General features: G+C 70.6%; 13 protein-coding genes and 1 riboswitch. Of the genes, 2 read left to right on the top strand and 11 right to left on the bottom strand.

Annotated features, from left to right (window positions below):
* Positions 1-16: 16 nt before the first annotated feature.
* From ACFWB8_RS05975 to ACFWB8_RS05995, 5 genes are all read right to left on the bottom strand, one after another.
* Positions 17-1,156 carry a hypothetical protein gene (locus ACFWB8_RS05975; RefSeq protein ID WP_385223098.1) on the bottom strand — a complete coding sequence of 380 codons (1,140 nt, stop codon included), beginning with the start codon at positions 1,154-1,156 and terminating at the stop codon, positions 17-19.
* Positions 1,157-1,180: 24 nt separating this feature from the next.
* Entirely contained in the window at positions 1,181-2,236 is a 1,056-nt protein-coding gene (locus tag ACFWB8_RS05980) for an NlpC/P60 family protein (protein WP_385223100.1), read from the bottom strand.
* Between the two features lie 244 nt (positions 2,237-2,480).
* A complete protein-coding gene (locus ACFWB8_RS05985) occupies positions 2,481-3,503 on the bottom strand; it encodes an NlpC/P60 family protein (protein ID WP_385223102.1) in 1,023 nt (340 codons plus the stop codon).
* 252 nt (positions 3,504-3,755) lie between these two features.
* Positions 3,756-5,120: an NYN domain-containing protein gene (locus ACFWB8_RS05990; protein ID WP_385223208.1), complete on the bottom strand. Its 1,365-nt coding sequence runs from the start codon at positions 5,118-5,120 to the stop codon at positions 3,756-3,758.
* 39 nt (positions 5,121-5,159) lie between these two features.
* Entirely contained in the window at positions 5,160-5,399 is a 240-nt protein-coding gene (locus tag ACFWB8_RS05995; RefSeq protein WP_215027827.1) for a hypothetical protein, read from the bottom strand.
* Between the two features lie 136 nt (positions 5,400-5,535).
* On the opposite strand from ACFWB8_RS05995, the gene ACFWB8_RS06000 reads away from it, so the two are divergent.
* A complete protein-coding gene (locus ACFWB8_RS06000) occupies positions 5,536-6,258 on the top strand; it encodes a rhomboid family intramembrane serine protease (RefSeq protein ID WP_385223104.1) in 723 nt (240 codons plus the stop codon).
* Entirely contained in the window at positions 6,255-6,536 is a 282-nt protein-coding gene (locus tag ACFWB8_RS06005; protein ID WP_365917310.1) for an Lrp/AsnC ligand binding domain-containing protein, read from the top strand. The genes ACFWB8_RS06000 and ACFWB8_RS06005 overlap by 4 nt, the downstream gene beginning before the upstream one ends.
* A 46-nt stretch (positions 6,537-6,582) precedes the next feature.
* Here the strand turns inward: ACFWB8_RS06005 and ACFWB8_RS06010 are convergent, their stop codons facing one another.
* The 6 genes from ACFWB8_RS06010 to ACFWB8_RS06035 form a co-directional block, all read right to left on the bottom strand.
* A complete protein-coding gene (locus ACFWB8_RS06010; RefSeq protein WP_385223106.1) occupies positions 6,583-7,965 on the bottom strand; it encodes an aminotransferase class V-fold PLP-dependent enzyme in 1,383 nt (460 codons plus the stop codon).
* Between the two features lie 216 nt (positions 7,966-8,181).
* A riboswitch (SAM riboswitch) is annotated at positions 8,182-8,299 on the bottom strand.
* A 79-nt stretch (positions 8,300-8,378) separates the two neighbouring features.
* Positions 8,379-9,443: an anthranilate phosphoribosyltransferase gene (gene trpD / locus ACFWB8_RS06015; RefSeq protein ID WP_385223108.1), complete on the bottom strand. Its 1,065-nt coding sequence runs from the start codon at positions 9,441-9,443 to the stop codon at positions 8,379-8,381.
* Between the two features lie 165 nt (positions 9,444-9,608).
* Positions 9,609-11,234, bottom strand: a complete 1,626-nt coding sequence (locus ACFWB8_RS06020; RefSeq protein WP_385223110.1) for a cytochrome bc complex cytochrome b subunit — start codon at positions 11,232-11,234, stop codon at positions 9,609-9,611.
* On the bottom strand, positions 11,231-12,289 hold the full coding sequence (locus tag ACFWB8_RS06025; protein ID WP_385223112.1) for a Rieske 2Fe-2S domain-containing protein: 1,059 nt from the start codon (positions 12,287-12,289) through the stop codon (positions 11,231-11,233). The genes ACFWB8_RS06020 and ACFWB8_RS06025 overlap by 4 nt, the downstream gene beginning before the upstream one ends.
* Entirely contained in the window at positions 12,286-13,095 is an 810-nt protein-coding gene (locus ACFWB8_RS06030; protein ID WP_385223114.1) for a c-type cytochrome, read from the bottom strand. The genes ACFWB8_RS06025 and ACFWB8_RS06030 overlap by 4 nt, the downstream gene beginning before the upstream one ends.
* Positions 13,096-13,171: 76 nt before the next feature.
* A complete protein-coding gene (locus tag ACFWB8_RS06035) occupies positions 13,172-13,792 on the bottom strand; it encodes a heme-copper oxidase subunit III (protein ID WP_385223116.1) in 621 nt (206 codons plus the stop codon).
* Positions 13,793-13,809 lie beyond the last annotated feature (17 nt).

Here is a 13,809-nt window from a genome sequence, read left to right on the forward strand (position 1 = left end):
GACACTACCCGAGCAGCTACCGGCGCAGCTCCCGGCGCAGGTCCTCCTGCCAGGCCCGGGTCAGTCCCGCCTGGTCCGTCCCGAGGGTCTCCTGGAGCGCCGTGGCCGGCGACTCGCGCCCCGCCTTCCCGTACAGCGCGACCAGCGCCGCGTCACCCCACCGGTCCGCGATCAGCCGGCAGGCCAGCCACGCGCCCTCGTACGCCCGCGCCAGCGCGTCCGCGTCCCCGCCGAAGGCGAACGCCTCGTTCGCCGGGAGCGCGCCCGGCAGCTCACCCGCCCGCACCGCCCGGCCGAGCGTCGGCGCGGCCTGCGCCGGGGCGCTGCCGCTCCCCCGGTACGCCGCCCAGTCCGCGAAGCCCTCGGAGAGCCACAGCGGGGTCGTCGCGGTGGTCGCCGCGCGGGTGGCCACGTGCGTGGTCTCGTGGGTCAGGATGATCCGCCGCCCCTCGGCGGTGAGCTGCCCGTACCCCTCCGGGTTGACGACGACCCTGTCCGCGGCGGCCGGGGCGCCGCCCACCCGCCCCACGGTGACCGCGCCCAGCCCCCGGTACTCGTCGGCCGGCCGGCCCAGCAGCTGCGCCATCCGCTCCAGCGAGCCGGGGACCAGCACCACGACCCGCCCCGCCCAGGGCCCGGGCCAGGCGGCGCTCACCGCCGGGACCGCCCGGTCGGCTTCGGCGGCGACGGCGGACAGGGTCTCGGGGCTCTGGCCGGCGCCGCCCAGCACCAGTGCGTGCGCGCCCCGCTCCACCGTGACGGGCCCCTGGTCCCACAGTTGCGGCAGGGCGCCCGGCGCGGGCCGGTCGGCGGTGACCCGCCACCCGCCGTCGGCCCCGGCCACCAGCTCGACCTCGCGGGCCGATCCGGCGGGGGCCGCGTCGTAGCCGGTGAGCCGGTAGTGCAGCTCCGCCCGCGCGAAGGCCCGTACGCCGTCCTCCCGGACGGAGGTGACCTCGTACGACCACCCCTCCAGCGGGATCCCGGCGAGCCGCTCGGGCGGGGCCGCGGACCATTCGGCCACGGCCCGCCGTACCTCGCGCCCGGCGGTGTCGGCCGGCCGCGCCCCGGACCCGCACCCGGCCAGCAGCGCGCACAGCAGCATCGGCAGGGCTCGTACGGCGGTACGACGGAGGGGGTGGTGCGCCGGCAGCATCAGCCGATCGTACGCACGGCAGGCTCAGGGGCGGGTCACCGAGGACACCGGCATCATCCCGACGGGGTCGTACCGCACCCGGGCCCCGGGGTACGGGGCGTGCACCACCTGGCCGTTGCCGACGTACATGCCGACGTGGCTGGCGTCCGAGCGGTACGTCACCAGGTCGCCCGGCTGCGCCTGTGAGAGCGGGACGCGGCGGCCGGCGTACCGCTGGGCCTGCGAGGTGCGCGGCAGGGAGACGCCCGCCTGGCGGTACGACCACACCATCAGCCCGGAGCAGTCGAAGCCGGAGGGCCCGGTGGAGCCCCACACGTACGGGCGGCCGACCGCGGACCGGGCCGCCATCACGGCGGTCGCGGCGCGCCCCGAGGAGGGGCCGAGCGAGGGCAGGTCGGGCAGCGCCTCGGGGCGGCCGCCGGAGCGCGAGGCGTGCTCGAAGTCGGCGCGCTCCTGCGTGGGCATCGCGTTCAGCAGCCGGCGGGCCGCGGCGAGCTTCGCCGTGACCACCCGCTTCTGTCTGGCCACGTCCGCGCGTACGACGTCCAGTTCGGCGAGCTTGCGGGAGGCCTCCTCGCGCTGCCGGCCGAGTCGGCGCTGCTCGGAGCGCAGTTCGTCGAGGCGGCGGGCCTGGACTCCGGTCAGCCGGTCGAGGGCGGTGGCCTTCTCCAGGTAGTCGTCCGGGTTCTCGGACAGCATCAGCTCGACGGCGGGATCGATGCCGCCGGAGCGGTACTGGGCCCCGGCGAAGGCGCCGAGGATGCCCCGCATGGTGTTGATGCGGTCCTGGCCGCGGGCCACCGCGTCCTGGGTCCGGTTGACCTCGGCGCGGAGCTTGTCGGCCTTCTCCCCCGCCTCGTTGAACTCCTCGGTGGCCTGCTCGGCCTCCTCCAAGAGCCGGTCGACCTGGGCCCGGGCGCCGGTCTTGCCCCCTCCGACCGGTTCGTGGGGCAGGCCGGGGGCCGCGCTCGCGGACGCGGCCGTCATGGCGACCACGGCTCCTGCCGCGGCGGCGGTGAGGACGGAGACCTTCGTGTTCCGGTCGAGGGCACTGAGCCCGGGCCGGCGATGGGACGCCACGTGAAACCGCTCCCTTCCGCTGCGCGGGGCCCGGGTCCGCCCCCCGTGGACGGCCGTGTGCCGGGTTCCGCGCTGGCAGACAGTAGCCGCGCGGACACGCACCGGCCAACGGCCGTCGACAGGCGCACACAGCGACGCCCCGCCGGAGACGCAGGTCACCGGCGGGGCGTGTGGTCAGAGCGGGGCCCCGGAATTCGCCCGGATGGGCGGTGTACGGGGCGCCTTGAGGGGGTGTCCGGGGGCGTCAGCCGCCGACGCGGACTCCGTACGCGAATCCGCTGAGGGATCCGTACAGGATGCCGGCGCTCGGGTTGGCGGCATGGAAGACCTTGCCGTTGCCCGCGAACAACCCGACGTGCTGGAGGTTCGAGTAGAAGACCAGGTCTCCGGGCTGGAGCTCGCTCAGGCTGACCTTCCGGCCATCCTTGACCTGGTCGAAGGTGGTGCGGCCGATGGTGATCCCGGCCTGCTTGTAGGCCCACTGCGTGAGGCCGGAGCAGTCGAACGCGTTCGGGCCGGTGCCGCCGCGGACGTAGGACCCGCCGTTCTTGGTCACGGCGGCCCGCAGCGCGTCCGCGGCCCGGCCGGAACCCTTCACGTTGCTGAGCTCGGCCTGCTCGGCCGCGCTGCCGCCCGCCTTCTTGGCCTCGTCCTTGAGCTGCGCGCGCTCCTGCGAGGTCAGGGTGTTGAGGAGGGCCTGGGCCTCGGCGAGCTTGTCCGTCGAGATCTTCTTCTTCTCGGCCAGCTCCTTGCGGGTGGCGTCGAGGTCGGCGAGCTTGCCGGCGGCCTCCTGGCGCTGCTGCGCGAGGCTGCGCTGCTTGGCCTGGATCTTCTGGACCGCCTCGACCTGCTTGCCGCTCAACTGCTCCAGCGTGGAGGCCTTGTCCAGGTAGTTGTCGGGGTCGGCGGAGAGGAAGAGCGCGAGGGACTGGTCTATGCCGCCGGTGCGGTACTGGGCGTTGGCCATCGAACCGATGGCGCCGCGCAGGGTGTTGAGCTCGTCCTGGCCGCGGGCGACCTGGTCCTGGAGCTGCCCGATCTCCTTCTCGAGGCCGTCCTGGCGCGTCTGGGCCCCGTTGAGCTTCTCGGTGGCCTGCTCCGCCTCTTCGTAGAGGGCGTCGACCTGGGTCTTGACCTCGTCCTTGCTCGGCTTCGCCGGAGCGGCGGAGGCGCCCTGGGCGGAGAGGGCCACGGCCGCGGCCGCGGTGACGGTGAGCACGGTCACGCGAGTGCGGGTCGGCTGCTTGGGTCGACGGTGGGACGCCACGAAGGCGAGCTCCTTCTTCCTAGAGCCGCCGAAGAACGCAGCTCGGCGACACCTTCGCTGTCACCCCGAATGGGTGATCTACCGCACGAAGGTTTGAGGTGACCCTAGTGACCCTTCTGTGATCAGTTCAAATCCTGCAAGGAAAAATTTCGCTCGCCGACCAGCTTCTTTACCTAGGGAGCACGCTCTGTGCAGACCACTTGACGGTACGTTCCCTCGGAGTCCTGCCAATTCCGGCATTCGACCCAGCAGTTATGAAACGCGCGAAAGCCGCTTCAGCAGCAATGCGGACGCCACCGGCCGTGCACCGGCCTTGGCCACCCCGTCGGCGACCTCGCGGTCGGTGGAGACCACGACCACCGGCCGGCCCGGCGGCTCGGCGCGCACCAGTTGACGGATGAGCTCGTCCGCCGTCACCCCGGCCTTGGAGAACAGCACGCGAACCCCGCGCGGCGGCGCGAGCAGCACCGGGGCCGCCAGCTCCGCGCCGTCGAAGACACAGGTCATCTCCGCGCCCGTCTGCGCGGCCAGCATCGACAGCCCGCCCAGCAGCCGCAGCCGCTGCTTCTCCAGCGGCATCGTCGGATAGCCGGTCTTGGTCACGTTGTAGCCGTCGACCACCAGATGGGCCTGAGGCAGCGCCAACAACTGGTCCAGCAGCGCCGGATCGGTCTCCGACAGGGCGCGCGCCGCGATGTCCTTGGGAGTCATCAGGCCCGGCTCCACCGCGTCCACGGTGTCCGCCGGCCGCGTGGACACCGGCGGCAGCGCCAGCTCGCGGCGCAGCCCCGCCGCCGCGTCCAGCACGGTGTCGAGCAGCAGGCGCAGCCGCATGTCCTCGATGCTGCGGCCCTCGCGGGTGGCCCTGCGCGAGGTCTCCAGCGCCGTCTCCACCTCGGCGAGGCGGGACTTGAGCCGCCGGCTCTCGCTCTCGGCGGCGGCCACCTGGGCGGCCGCCTCACCGCGCATGCCGTCGATCTCGGCGTTCACCTTGCGCAGGGCCGCCTCGCCCCGCTTGACGTCGCTGAGGGCGCTGCGCAGCTTGCGCTGAAGCGATTCCGCTTCCTTGCGGGCCGCGTCCAGCTCGACCCGCACCAGTTCGCCGCCGGTGCGCTGCAGCTCCCGTACGTGGGCCAGTTCCTCGCGGAGGCGGTCCAGCTCCCGCCGGGTCTCCTCGCCGACCCGCTCGGCGTCGGCGCGCTGCGCCTCCTCGCCCGCGGCGGCCACCAGCTTCACCCAGCCGGCCGGCCGCAGCACGTACGCGGCCGCCGCCACGTCCAGCGGATCGGCGGCGGCGGGCGGGGCTCCGGACTCCAGCGCCCCGGCGAGGTCGGCCTGCGCCTCGCGGAGCTTCTCGGCGACCCGGCCGCGGAAGACGGCGTCGGTCTCGACGGCCGACGCCATGGCGTTGCCGGCGAACTTGGCGCGGCGGGTCGGGGTGAAGCGGGCGTACTGGCGCAGCTGCGCCGGGAGGTCCGCGACCGTCAGACCGCCGAAGGCGTCCGAGACGAGCGCGACGACCCGGCGCCGCACGCCTTCCGGCAGCGGGCGGTCGAGCACCTCCGCGGCGTCGCCGGCCGCGTCGGCCGGCTCAGCGCCGCTTTCTGGCTCCACAATCCGTCACCCCTACCGTATGTACGTGTGGGCACGGCTCCGTCAGGAGTCCGCGCCCGGCCTGTCCACGAGTTCGATCTGGTCCACCGCGTTGCACCAGCGGCAGCGGACCGACTCGATGGTCTCATTGACCACCTCGCGCTCCTCGACCTTCGGCTCCCCGGCGAGGTCCAGGTGGACGTATTCCACGACCTTCGACGAACGGGTGACGTCGAACCGCGTGAGGTTGCCGCACAGGGTGCAGCGCCACCGGGTGGTGTCGGTCGGCTGGGGAACCGTCATCAGGCCGCTCTCTCCTTCAAGGCTCATTCAATTCATTCAATCAAAGCCGCCCGCGCGTGCGTGGCGGACGGCGCAGCTCGTAACCCTACGGCCTGCCACCGCCCCAAGTGGGTCGGCTTGGGTCATGCTCGGTCGCATGATCGTAAGGTGGCAGGCCCTGCGCGAGGCCGCCCGGGGCCCGGTGGTCACCCACACGCTGATCGCCGCGTGCTGCGCGGTGTTCCTCCTCGGCCCGGCATCGGGCCTGAACCCGGGCTACGGGACGGGCGAGGAACTGCTGGTCTCGGGGACGGCGTACTTCCGGCGCTGGGGCGTGGTCCCGGACGAGCTGTTCACGGGGGACCGCCGGGCGCTGCTGACTCCGCTGACGGCGCTGTTCATCCACGGCAGCTGGCTGCACCTGCTGGGGAACATGCTCTTCCTCCACGTCTTCGGCGCGATGACGGAGCGGCGGATGGGCCGGGCGGAGTTCCTCTGCTTCTACGTCTGTACGGGCTACCTGGCCCTGGCCGTGTACGCGGCGGCGAACGCCTCCTCGGACCAGACGCTGGTCGGTGCGTCCGGGGCGATCTCGGCGGTGCTGGGGGCCTTCCTGTGCCTGTTCCCCAGGGCCCGGGTGACGAGCCTGTTCCCGTTCCTGTTCTTCCTGCCGCTGCGTTTCCCGGCGTGGATCGTCCTGCTCTTCTGGTTCGCGCTCCAGTGGCTGGCGGCGCACCGCGCGGGCAGCGGTCCGGGGGTCGCCTATCTGGCCCACGTGGTGGGCTTCTCGCTCGGCTTCCTCTACGCGTGGGTCCGCTACCGGCGTACGACTAGAGTGAGGCGACCAGCGACGGCCAGCGAGGGAGACAGTCAACCGTGATCACCGCGATCGTGCTCATCAAGACCAGCGTGGACCGGATCCCCGAGATCGCCGAGTCCATCGCCGCGCTGGACAGCGTCAGCGAGGTCTACTCCGTCACGGGTACGTACGACCTGATCGCGCTCGTCCGCGTCGCCCGCCACGAGACCCTGGCGGACATCATCCCGGGCCGCATCAGCAAGATCCCGGGCGTGGAGGTGACGGACACGCACGTGGCGTTCCGCACGTACTCCCAGCACGACCTGGAAGCCGCCTTCGCCATCGGTCTGGACGCCTGACACCTCCGGCGGGGTGAGCGGCCTCGCCGCTTCCCCACCCGGGCCGTCAGACGGCGGGGACGCAGCGGCCCTCTTGCGTGCGGTACTCCCACTTCGCGCCGTCCTCGACCAGCTCGCGCACGGCGCGGACGAAGCGCTCCACGTGCTCGTCCGGGGTGCCGGCGCCGAAGCTGACACGGATGGCGTTCAGCGAGCGCTCGCCCGGGGCGGCCTCCGGGGCTCCGCATTCGCCCTGGGCCTGGGGCTCGCTGCCCAGCAGGGTGCGGACCAGCGGGTGGGCGCAGAACAGACCGTCGCGCACGCCGATCCCGTACTCCGCGGACAGGGCCGCCGCGAAGTGGGAGCTGTTCCAGCCGTCCACCACGAACGAGATGACCCCGACCCGCGGCGCGTCGTCGCCGAAGAGGGACAGGACCCGCACCGCCGGGACCTCGGCCAGGCCCGCGCGGACCTCGGCGATGAGCTCCTGCTCCCGGGCCACCAGGGTGTCGAAGCCCGCCTCGGTGAGGGCGCGGCAGGCGGAGGCGATCGAGTACACGCCGATGACGTTCGGGGAGCCGGCCTCGTGCCGCGCGGCGGTGGTGTGCCACTCCACGTCCACGCCGCCGTCCTCGCGCCGGGCGACCTTGCGGGAGGCGCCGCCGCCGGCCAGGTACGGCTCGGCCCGCTGGAGCCAGTCCGCGCGGCCGGCCAGCACGCCCGAGCCGAAGGGGGCGTACAGCTTGTGCCCCGAGAAGGCGACCCAGTCCACGTCGAGGTCCTGCACCGAGACGGGGTGGTGCGGGGCCAGCTGGGCGGCGTCCAGCACGATGCGCGCGCCGTGGGCGTGCGCGGCCGCCGCGAGCTCCTTGACGGGCCACAGCTCACCGGTGACGTTGGAGGCGCCGGTGACGCAGACCAGGGCCGGGCCGTAGGGGTCGCGGTCGGCCAGCGCGCGCTCCAGGGTGGCGACGGCCTCGTCCGGGGTGCGCGGCGCGTTGAGGTACGTGACCTGCGCGTTCACCCACGGCAGCAGCGAGGCGTGGTGCTCGGTCTCGAAGACGAAGACCTGGCAGCCGGCCGGGAGCACGGCGGCGAGCAGGTTCAGCGAGTCGGTGGTGGACCGGGTGAAGATCACCTGGTCGGCGGGCCGGCAGTCGAGGAACTCGGCGACCGTGACCCGGCTCTGCTCGAAGAGGTCGGTGGAGAGCTGCGAGAGGTAGCCGGCGCCGCGGTGCACGCTGCCGTAGTACGGGGCGTACGCGGCCACGTCGTCCCAGACGCGCTGCAGGGCCGGGGCGCTGGCCGCGTAGTCGAGGGCGGCGTAGGTGACCTCGCCGCCGGTGACGAGCGGGACGGTGACGTCGCGGCCGAGGACCGGCAGCGGCCCGGCACAGGCGGGGTCGACGGGGGCGGTCGCGGGGGCGGCGGCGTTCGGGTACGTGGACATGACGGTATCTCCCGGCAGGACAGGCGCAATGGCTTCGGATGGCCCGTACGTGGGTGCACGGATGCGCGGGCGCACACGTGCAGTGGTACGGGAGTTGCCTCGACGCACGGACGACTGAGGGCCGCACGGAGGGTGAAGAAGGGGCGGACTCGCCCTATCGCATTCGCTTGCTCACGGAAAACGCTCCTCGAGAGACCAGGACCCCTGGTGTCGAGGGATCCGCGCTTGCCGTAGGCCTTTGTGCCTACGACCTGGTCATCACCCGGGGCACCCCGCCACGGAAGGAGGGTTGCCGGACAGCAAGCCGGGGCCTTAAACGCTGTCACTCGTGACCTGCCGAGCATCCTGCCACAAGATCCCTCCGGCGCAAGACCCCGGTCCACATTCCGGACCGGGATCTTGGCCGAAAATGATCAGCGGTTGCTGGCCTGCACCCACCGGGCCAGCGACGCGCGGGCCGCGCCCGAGTCGATGGACTGCGCCGCGCGGGCGATGCCGGCCCGCAGCTGCTCCTCCAGCGTGCCCGAGCCGGGGTCCAGGGCCACCAGCGCGGCGGCCGAGTTCAGCAGCACCGCGTCGCGGACCGGGCCCGTCTCGCCGGCCAGCAGGCGCTGGGCGATGTCCGCGTTGTACGAGGCGTCCGCGCCGCGCAGCGCGGACACGTCGACGAGGTCGATGCCGACGTCGCGGGGGTCGAAGGGCTGCTCCTCGACCTTGCCGTCACGCACCCACCACACCCGCGAGGTCGCGGTCGTGGTCAGCTCGTCCAGGCCGTCGTCGCCCCGGAAGACCAGTGCGGAGGAGCCCCGCTCGGCGAGCACGCCCGCCACGATGGGGGCGATCCGGGCATCGGCCACACCGGTCGCCTGCGCCCGCACCCGGGCCGGATTGGTCAGCGGGCCCAGGAAGTTGAAGGTGGTCCGGATCCCCAGCTCCTTGCGGGCCGCCGCCACGTGCCGCAGCGCCGGGTGGAACTTCACGGCGAAGCAGAACGTGATCCCGGCCTCCTCCACGACCTCCACCACCCGCCGGGGGGTGAGGTCGAGGTTCACGCCGAGCTTCTCCAGGACGTCGGAGGACCCGCTCGCGGAGGATGCGGCCCGGTTGCCGTGCTTGACCACCTTGGCGCCGGTACCGGCCACCACGATCGCCGACATCGTGGAGATGTTCACCGTCTGGGCGCCGTCGCCGCCGGTGCCGACGATGTCCACCGTCCGGCCCGGTACCTCGATCAGGTTGGCGTGTTCGTACATGGTGCGCACCAGGCCGTTGATCTCCGCGACCGTCTCGCCCTTGGCCCGCAGGGCGACCGCGAAGCCGGCGATCTGGGCGTCGGTGGCCTCCCCGCGCATGATCCTGTCCATGGCCCAGGCCGTGTCGTCCGCGCCCAGGTCCCGGCCGCTCAGCAGGGCGTCGAGGACGCCCGGCCAGCTGGAGGCCGCCACGCTGTCGCCGCCTGCCGGGGTCACAACGGTCATGGTCCGCTCCTGCTGCCAGTGGGGATTCCACGTCGAATGGGAAGGTCCTCAGCCTATCCAGCACAGGTGAACGGCAAAGAGCCCCGTCCAATGATTGGACGGGGCTCTCGCCGTGGCGACACCAGGACTGACCGAAATCAGTCCCTCATGCGGGGATCACGGGGATCAGTGGTGGCCGTGGCCGCTCTGGATCTCCTTGTACTCCTCCACCGTGGGCTTCGGAATCTGGTTGTTCTCGCCGTAGTAGCCCTTGCTCAGCTTCGCGCGGAGCTTCTCGGTGAGCTTCACCTTGCGCTCGACACCGTTCTCGTCGACCGTCGGGCCGATCTCGACCGGCTTGTACTGCTCGTACGAGGTGAGCGTGTGCAGCTTGCCCTGCGAGAGCGGCTCGTGGATCTCGACGAACTCACCGTGCGGCAGGCGCTTGATGATGCCGGTCTCGCGACCGTGCAGCACCTTGTCCCGGTCCCGGCGCTGGAGGCCGAGGCAGATCCGCTTGGTGATGATGAAGGCGATGGGCGGAAGGACGAAGAAGCCGATCCGGGCGAACCAGGTGATCGAGTTGATCGACAGGTGGAAGTACTGCGCGAACATGTCGTTTCCACCGGCGATCAGCAGGATGACGTACCACGTCAGCCAGGCCACACCGAAACCCGTCCGGGTCGGGACGTTGCGCGGGCGGTCCAGGATGTGGTGCTCGCGCTTGTCCCCGGTGACCCAGGACTCGATGAACGGGTAGACCGCGATCGCGACCAGGACCAGCGGGAAGATGATCAGCGGGATGAACACACCCAGGACGAGGGTGTGGCCCCACAGGTTGATCTCCCAGCCGGGCATGGCACGGATGAGGCCCTCGGAGAAGCCCATGTACCAGTCGGGCTGCGCACCGGTGGACACGTGGTCCGGGCGGTACGGGCCGAGCGCCCAGATCGGGTTGATCGAGGCGATGGCCGAGATGGCCGCGATGACACCGAAGACCAGGAAGAAGAAGCCTCCGGCCTTGGCCATGTAGACCGGCAGCAGCGGCATGCCGACGACGTTCTTCTCGGTCTTGCCGGGACCCGCGTACTGGGTGTGCTTGTGGTACACGACGAGGATCAGGTGGGCCACGATCAGGCCCATCATGATGCCCGGCAGCAGCAGGATGTGCACCGAGTAGAAGCGTGCGACGAAGTCGCCGCCCGGGAACTCGCCGCCGAAGAGGAAGAACGACAGGTACGTGCCGACGACCGGCACGGACAGGATCGCGCCCTCCATGAAGCGGACACCGGTGCCCGAGAGCAGGTCGTCCGGCAGGGAGTAACCGGTGAAGCCGGTGAACATGCCGAGGACCAGCAGCAGGAAGCCGAAGATCCAGTTGACCTCGCGCGGCTTGCGGAAGGCGCCGGTGAAGAAGACGCGCATCATGTGCACGAGCATCGCGGCGATGAAGATCAGCGCCGACCAGTGGTGGATCTGCCGGATGAGCAGACCGCCGCGGACGTCGAAGCTGATGTGGAGCGTCGAGGCGAAGGCCTCGGACATCATGACGCCCTGCAGCGGCACGTACGAGCCGTCGTACGTGACCTCGTTCATGCTCGGGTGGAAGAACAGCGTCAGGTACACACCCGTGAGGATGAGGATCGTGAAGCTGTAGAGGCAGATCTCGCCCAGCATGAAGGACCAGTGGTCCGGGAAGATCTTGCGCATGTTCGCCTTGGCGAGGGCGTAGATGCCCAGGCGGCCGTCCGCCCAGTCGGCTACGCGCTCGCCGGCAGGCGCTTTGCGTTCGGTTTCAGTGGCAGTGCTCATCCGCGCTCCCAGAAAGCAGGACCGACGGGCTCTTCGAAGTCGCCGAGCGCCTCGAGGAAACCTTCGTCATTGACGCCGATCCGCAGCTGCGGAAGCGCGTGACCAGCCGGGCCGAAGATGACTCGGGCGCCGTCGGAGAGGTCGAAGGTGGACTGGTGGCACGGGCAGAGCACGTGGTGCGTCTGCTGCTCGTACAGGCTGATCGGGCAGCCGACGTGGGTGCAGATCTTGGAGTAGGCCACGATGCCGTCGTGGGACCACTCCAGCTCCTGCTTGTCCTTGATGTCCTCCGGCTTGATCCGGACGATCATCAGGGCAGCCTTGGCGATCTGGACCTGGAAGTCGTGCTGCTCCTCCTCCAGGCCTTCCGGCATGGCGAAGGTCAGCGAACCGGTGATGACGTCCTCGGGACGCAGCGGCTCCATCGTGTTCTGGTTGATGAGCAGCTTGCCCTTGGCCCAGATGGTCTTGCGGAGCTTGTCCTCGGGCAGCGGGCCCAGGTCGCGCAGGATCACGACGGCGGACAGCGGCAGCAGGGCCAGCGCGCCGAGCATCGTGTTGCGCAGGAGCGGACGACGGGCGATGGCGGACTCGTTCGTGCCATCGGCGAAGTCCTGCATGACCTTGGCCCGGACGTCGGCCGGAGCCGCGATCTCGTGGCGCTCGTCGGCGATCTCCTCGTCGGACATCAGGGTGCGGGCCCAGTGGACCGCCCCCGCGCCGATGCAGAAGAGGGCCGTGCCCAGGGTCATGCCCAGGGCGAAGTTGAGCGCGCTCACCCTCCCGATCGGGAAGATGAAGACGATCTTTTCGACCGGGATGCTCACGTAGGCGGCGATGAAGCCGATCGTGGCCAGCATCGACAGCGTGAACAGCATCGCGACCGTGCGCTCGGAGCGCTTGGCCGCCGCCTCGTCGATGTCCTGGATGCGCGGCTTGTGGACCGGCAGGCCCGGGTCGGCGAACGGGTCGTCCGCGACCGCCACGCCACCGTGGTGCGCGTCGCCCTGCTCGCTCGGCAGGTGCTTCTCTTCGGGAATGTCTTGGCTACTCATGACTTCTTGGCCTTAGCGGTGTGGGCCGCGACCCAGACGGCGACAGCGATCAGCGCACCCAGACCGAAGATCCAGCCGAACAGACCCTCGGAGACGGGGCCGAGGCCACCGAGCTTGAGGCCACCGGGGCTGGTCGACTTCTCGCCGTTCACGGTCTGGAGGTACGCGATGATGTCCTTCTTCTGCTTCTCCGGCATGGTGCTGTCCGGGAAGGAGGGCATGTTCTGCGGGCCGGTGAGCATGGCCTCGTAGATGTGCTTCGGCTCGACGCCCTCAAGGTTGGGGGCGTACTTGCCGTTCGTCAGCGCGCCGCCCTCACCGGTGAAGTTGTGGCACTGCGCGCAGTTGTTGCGGAACAGCTCACCACCATTGGCGATGTCGGCACCCGCCGGGTCGTACTGCTTCTCGTGCGGCGTGATGGGGCCCGCGCCGAGGGAGGCGATGTACGCGGCGAGCTGGTCGATCTGCGCCTGGGTGTAGATGACGGGCTTCTTCGGCACCTGGGCGCCGGGCTGCTGGGCGGGCATGCGGCCCGTGCTCACCTGGAAGTCGACGGCCGCGGAGCCGACGCCGACCAGGCTGGGGCCGTCAGAGGAACCCTGACCGCCGGTTCCGTGGCAGCTTGCGCAGCCCACGGCGTAGAGCTTCTTGCCCTCCTCGATGGCGAGGGACTGGGCGGTTTCATCGGCCTGCGCCTTGCCCGCGGGGGCGAAGGCGGCGTAAAGCCCCCCAGTGGCCGCCAGCGCGAGGAGTAGAACGACGACCGCCGCCAGCGGATGGCGTCGTCGTGCGGAGAGCTTTTTCACGGATTACCCCGGTGTCAGGATCTTCTGCGTCGGTGTTTCTGGATGGAGTGCCGGGTCGGGCCCGGCGACGTGTTCGCTACTTGATCAGGTAGATCGTTGCGAAGAGGCCGATCCAGACGACATCGACGAAGTGCCAGTAGTAGGACACGACGATGGCCGACGTGGCCTGTTCGTGGGTGAACCTCTTGGCCGCGTACGTCCGGCCGAGGACCAGCAGGAAGGCGATGAGACCGCCCGTCACGTGCAGACCGTGGAAGCCGGTGGTCAGGTAGAAGACCGAGCCGTACGGACCTGACGAGAGGGAGATGCCCTCGTGCTTGACCAGCTCGGTGTACTCGAACACCTGGCCGCCAATGAAGATCGCACCCATGACGAACGTGATGATGAACCACGTCCTGAGCTTCTTCACGTCACCGCGCTCGGCGGCGAATACGCCGAGCTGGCAGGTGAGCGAGGAGAGCACCAGGATCGTTGTGTTCGTCGCCGAGAAGGGCAGATTCAGGAACGATGCCTGTTCTGTCCAGTACTCGGCGCCTGTCACGGATCGCAGGGTGAAGTACATCGCGAAGAGGGCCGCGAAGAACATCAGCTCGGAACTCAACCAGATGATGGTTCCGACGCTGACGAGGTTCGGCCGGTTGACCGTCGGGTGCGCGTGCCCGGTATCTACTGTCGTTGCTGTCGCCACGACCGACATTATGTCGGTCGCTTATC

The sequence above is a fragment of the Streptomyces sp. NPDC060031 genome (assembly GCF_042736805.1).
Lineage (GTDB): Bacteria > Actinomycetota > Actinomycetes > Streptomycetales > Streptomycetaceae > Streptomyces.

What these genes read in the sequence shown, in the direction of transcription:
- ACFWB8_RS05975 (WP_385223098.1), bottom strand. Translation starts at nt 1,156, where the DNA reads ATGCTGCCGGCGCACCACCCCCTCCGTCGTACCGCCGTACGAGCCCTG.
- ACFWB8_RS05995 (WP_215027827.1), bottom strand. Translation starts at nt 5,399, where the DNA reads ATGACGGTTCCCCAGCCGACCGACACCACCCGGTGGCGCTGCACCCTG.
- ACFWB8_RS06000 (WP_385223104.1), top strand. Translation starts at nt 5,536, where the DNA reads ATGATCGTAAGGTGGCAGGCCCTGCGCGAGGCCGCCCGGGGCCCGGTG.
- ACFWB8_RS06010 (WP_385223106.1), bottom strand. Translation starts at nt 7,965, where the DNA reads ATGTCCACGTACCCGAACGCCGCCGCCCCCGCGACCGCCCCCGTCGAC.
- trpD (WP_385223108.1), bottom strand. Translation starts at nt 9,443, where the DNA reads ATGACCGTTGTGACCCCGGCAGGCGGCGACAGCGTGGCGGCCTCCAGC.
- ACFWB8_RS06020 (WP_385223110.1), bottom strand. Translation starts at nt 11,234, where the DNA reads ATGAGCACTGCCACTGAAACCGAACGCAAAGCGCCTGCCGGCGAGCGC.
- ACFWB8_RS06025 (WP_385223112.1), bottom strand. Translation starts at nt 12,289, where the DNA reads ATGAGTAGCCAAGACATTCCCGAAGAGAAGCACCTGCCGAGCGAGCAG.
- ACFWB8_RS06035 (WP_385223116.1), bottom strand. Translation starts at nt 13,792, where the DNA reads ATGTCGGTCGTGGCGACAGCAACGACAGTAGATACCGGGCACGCGCAC.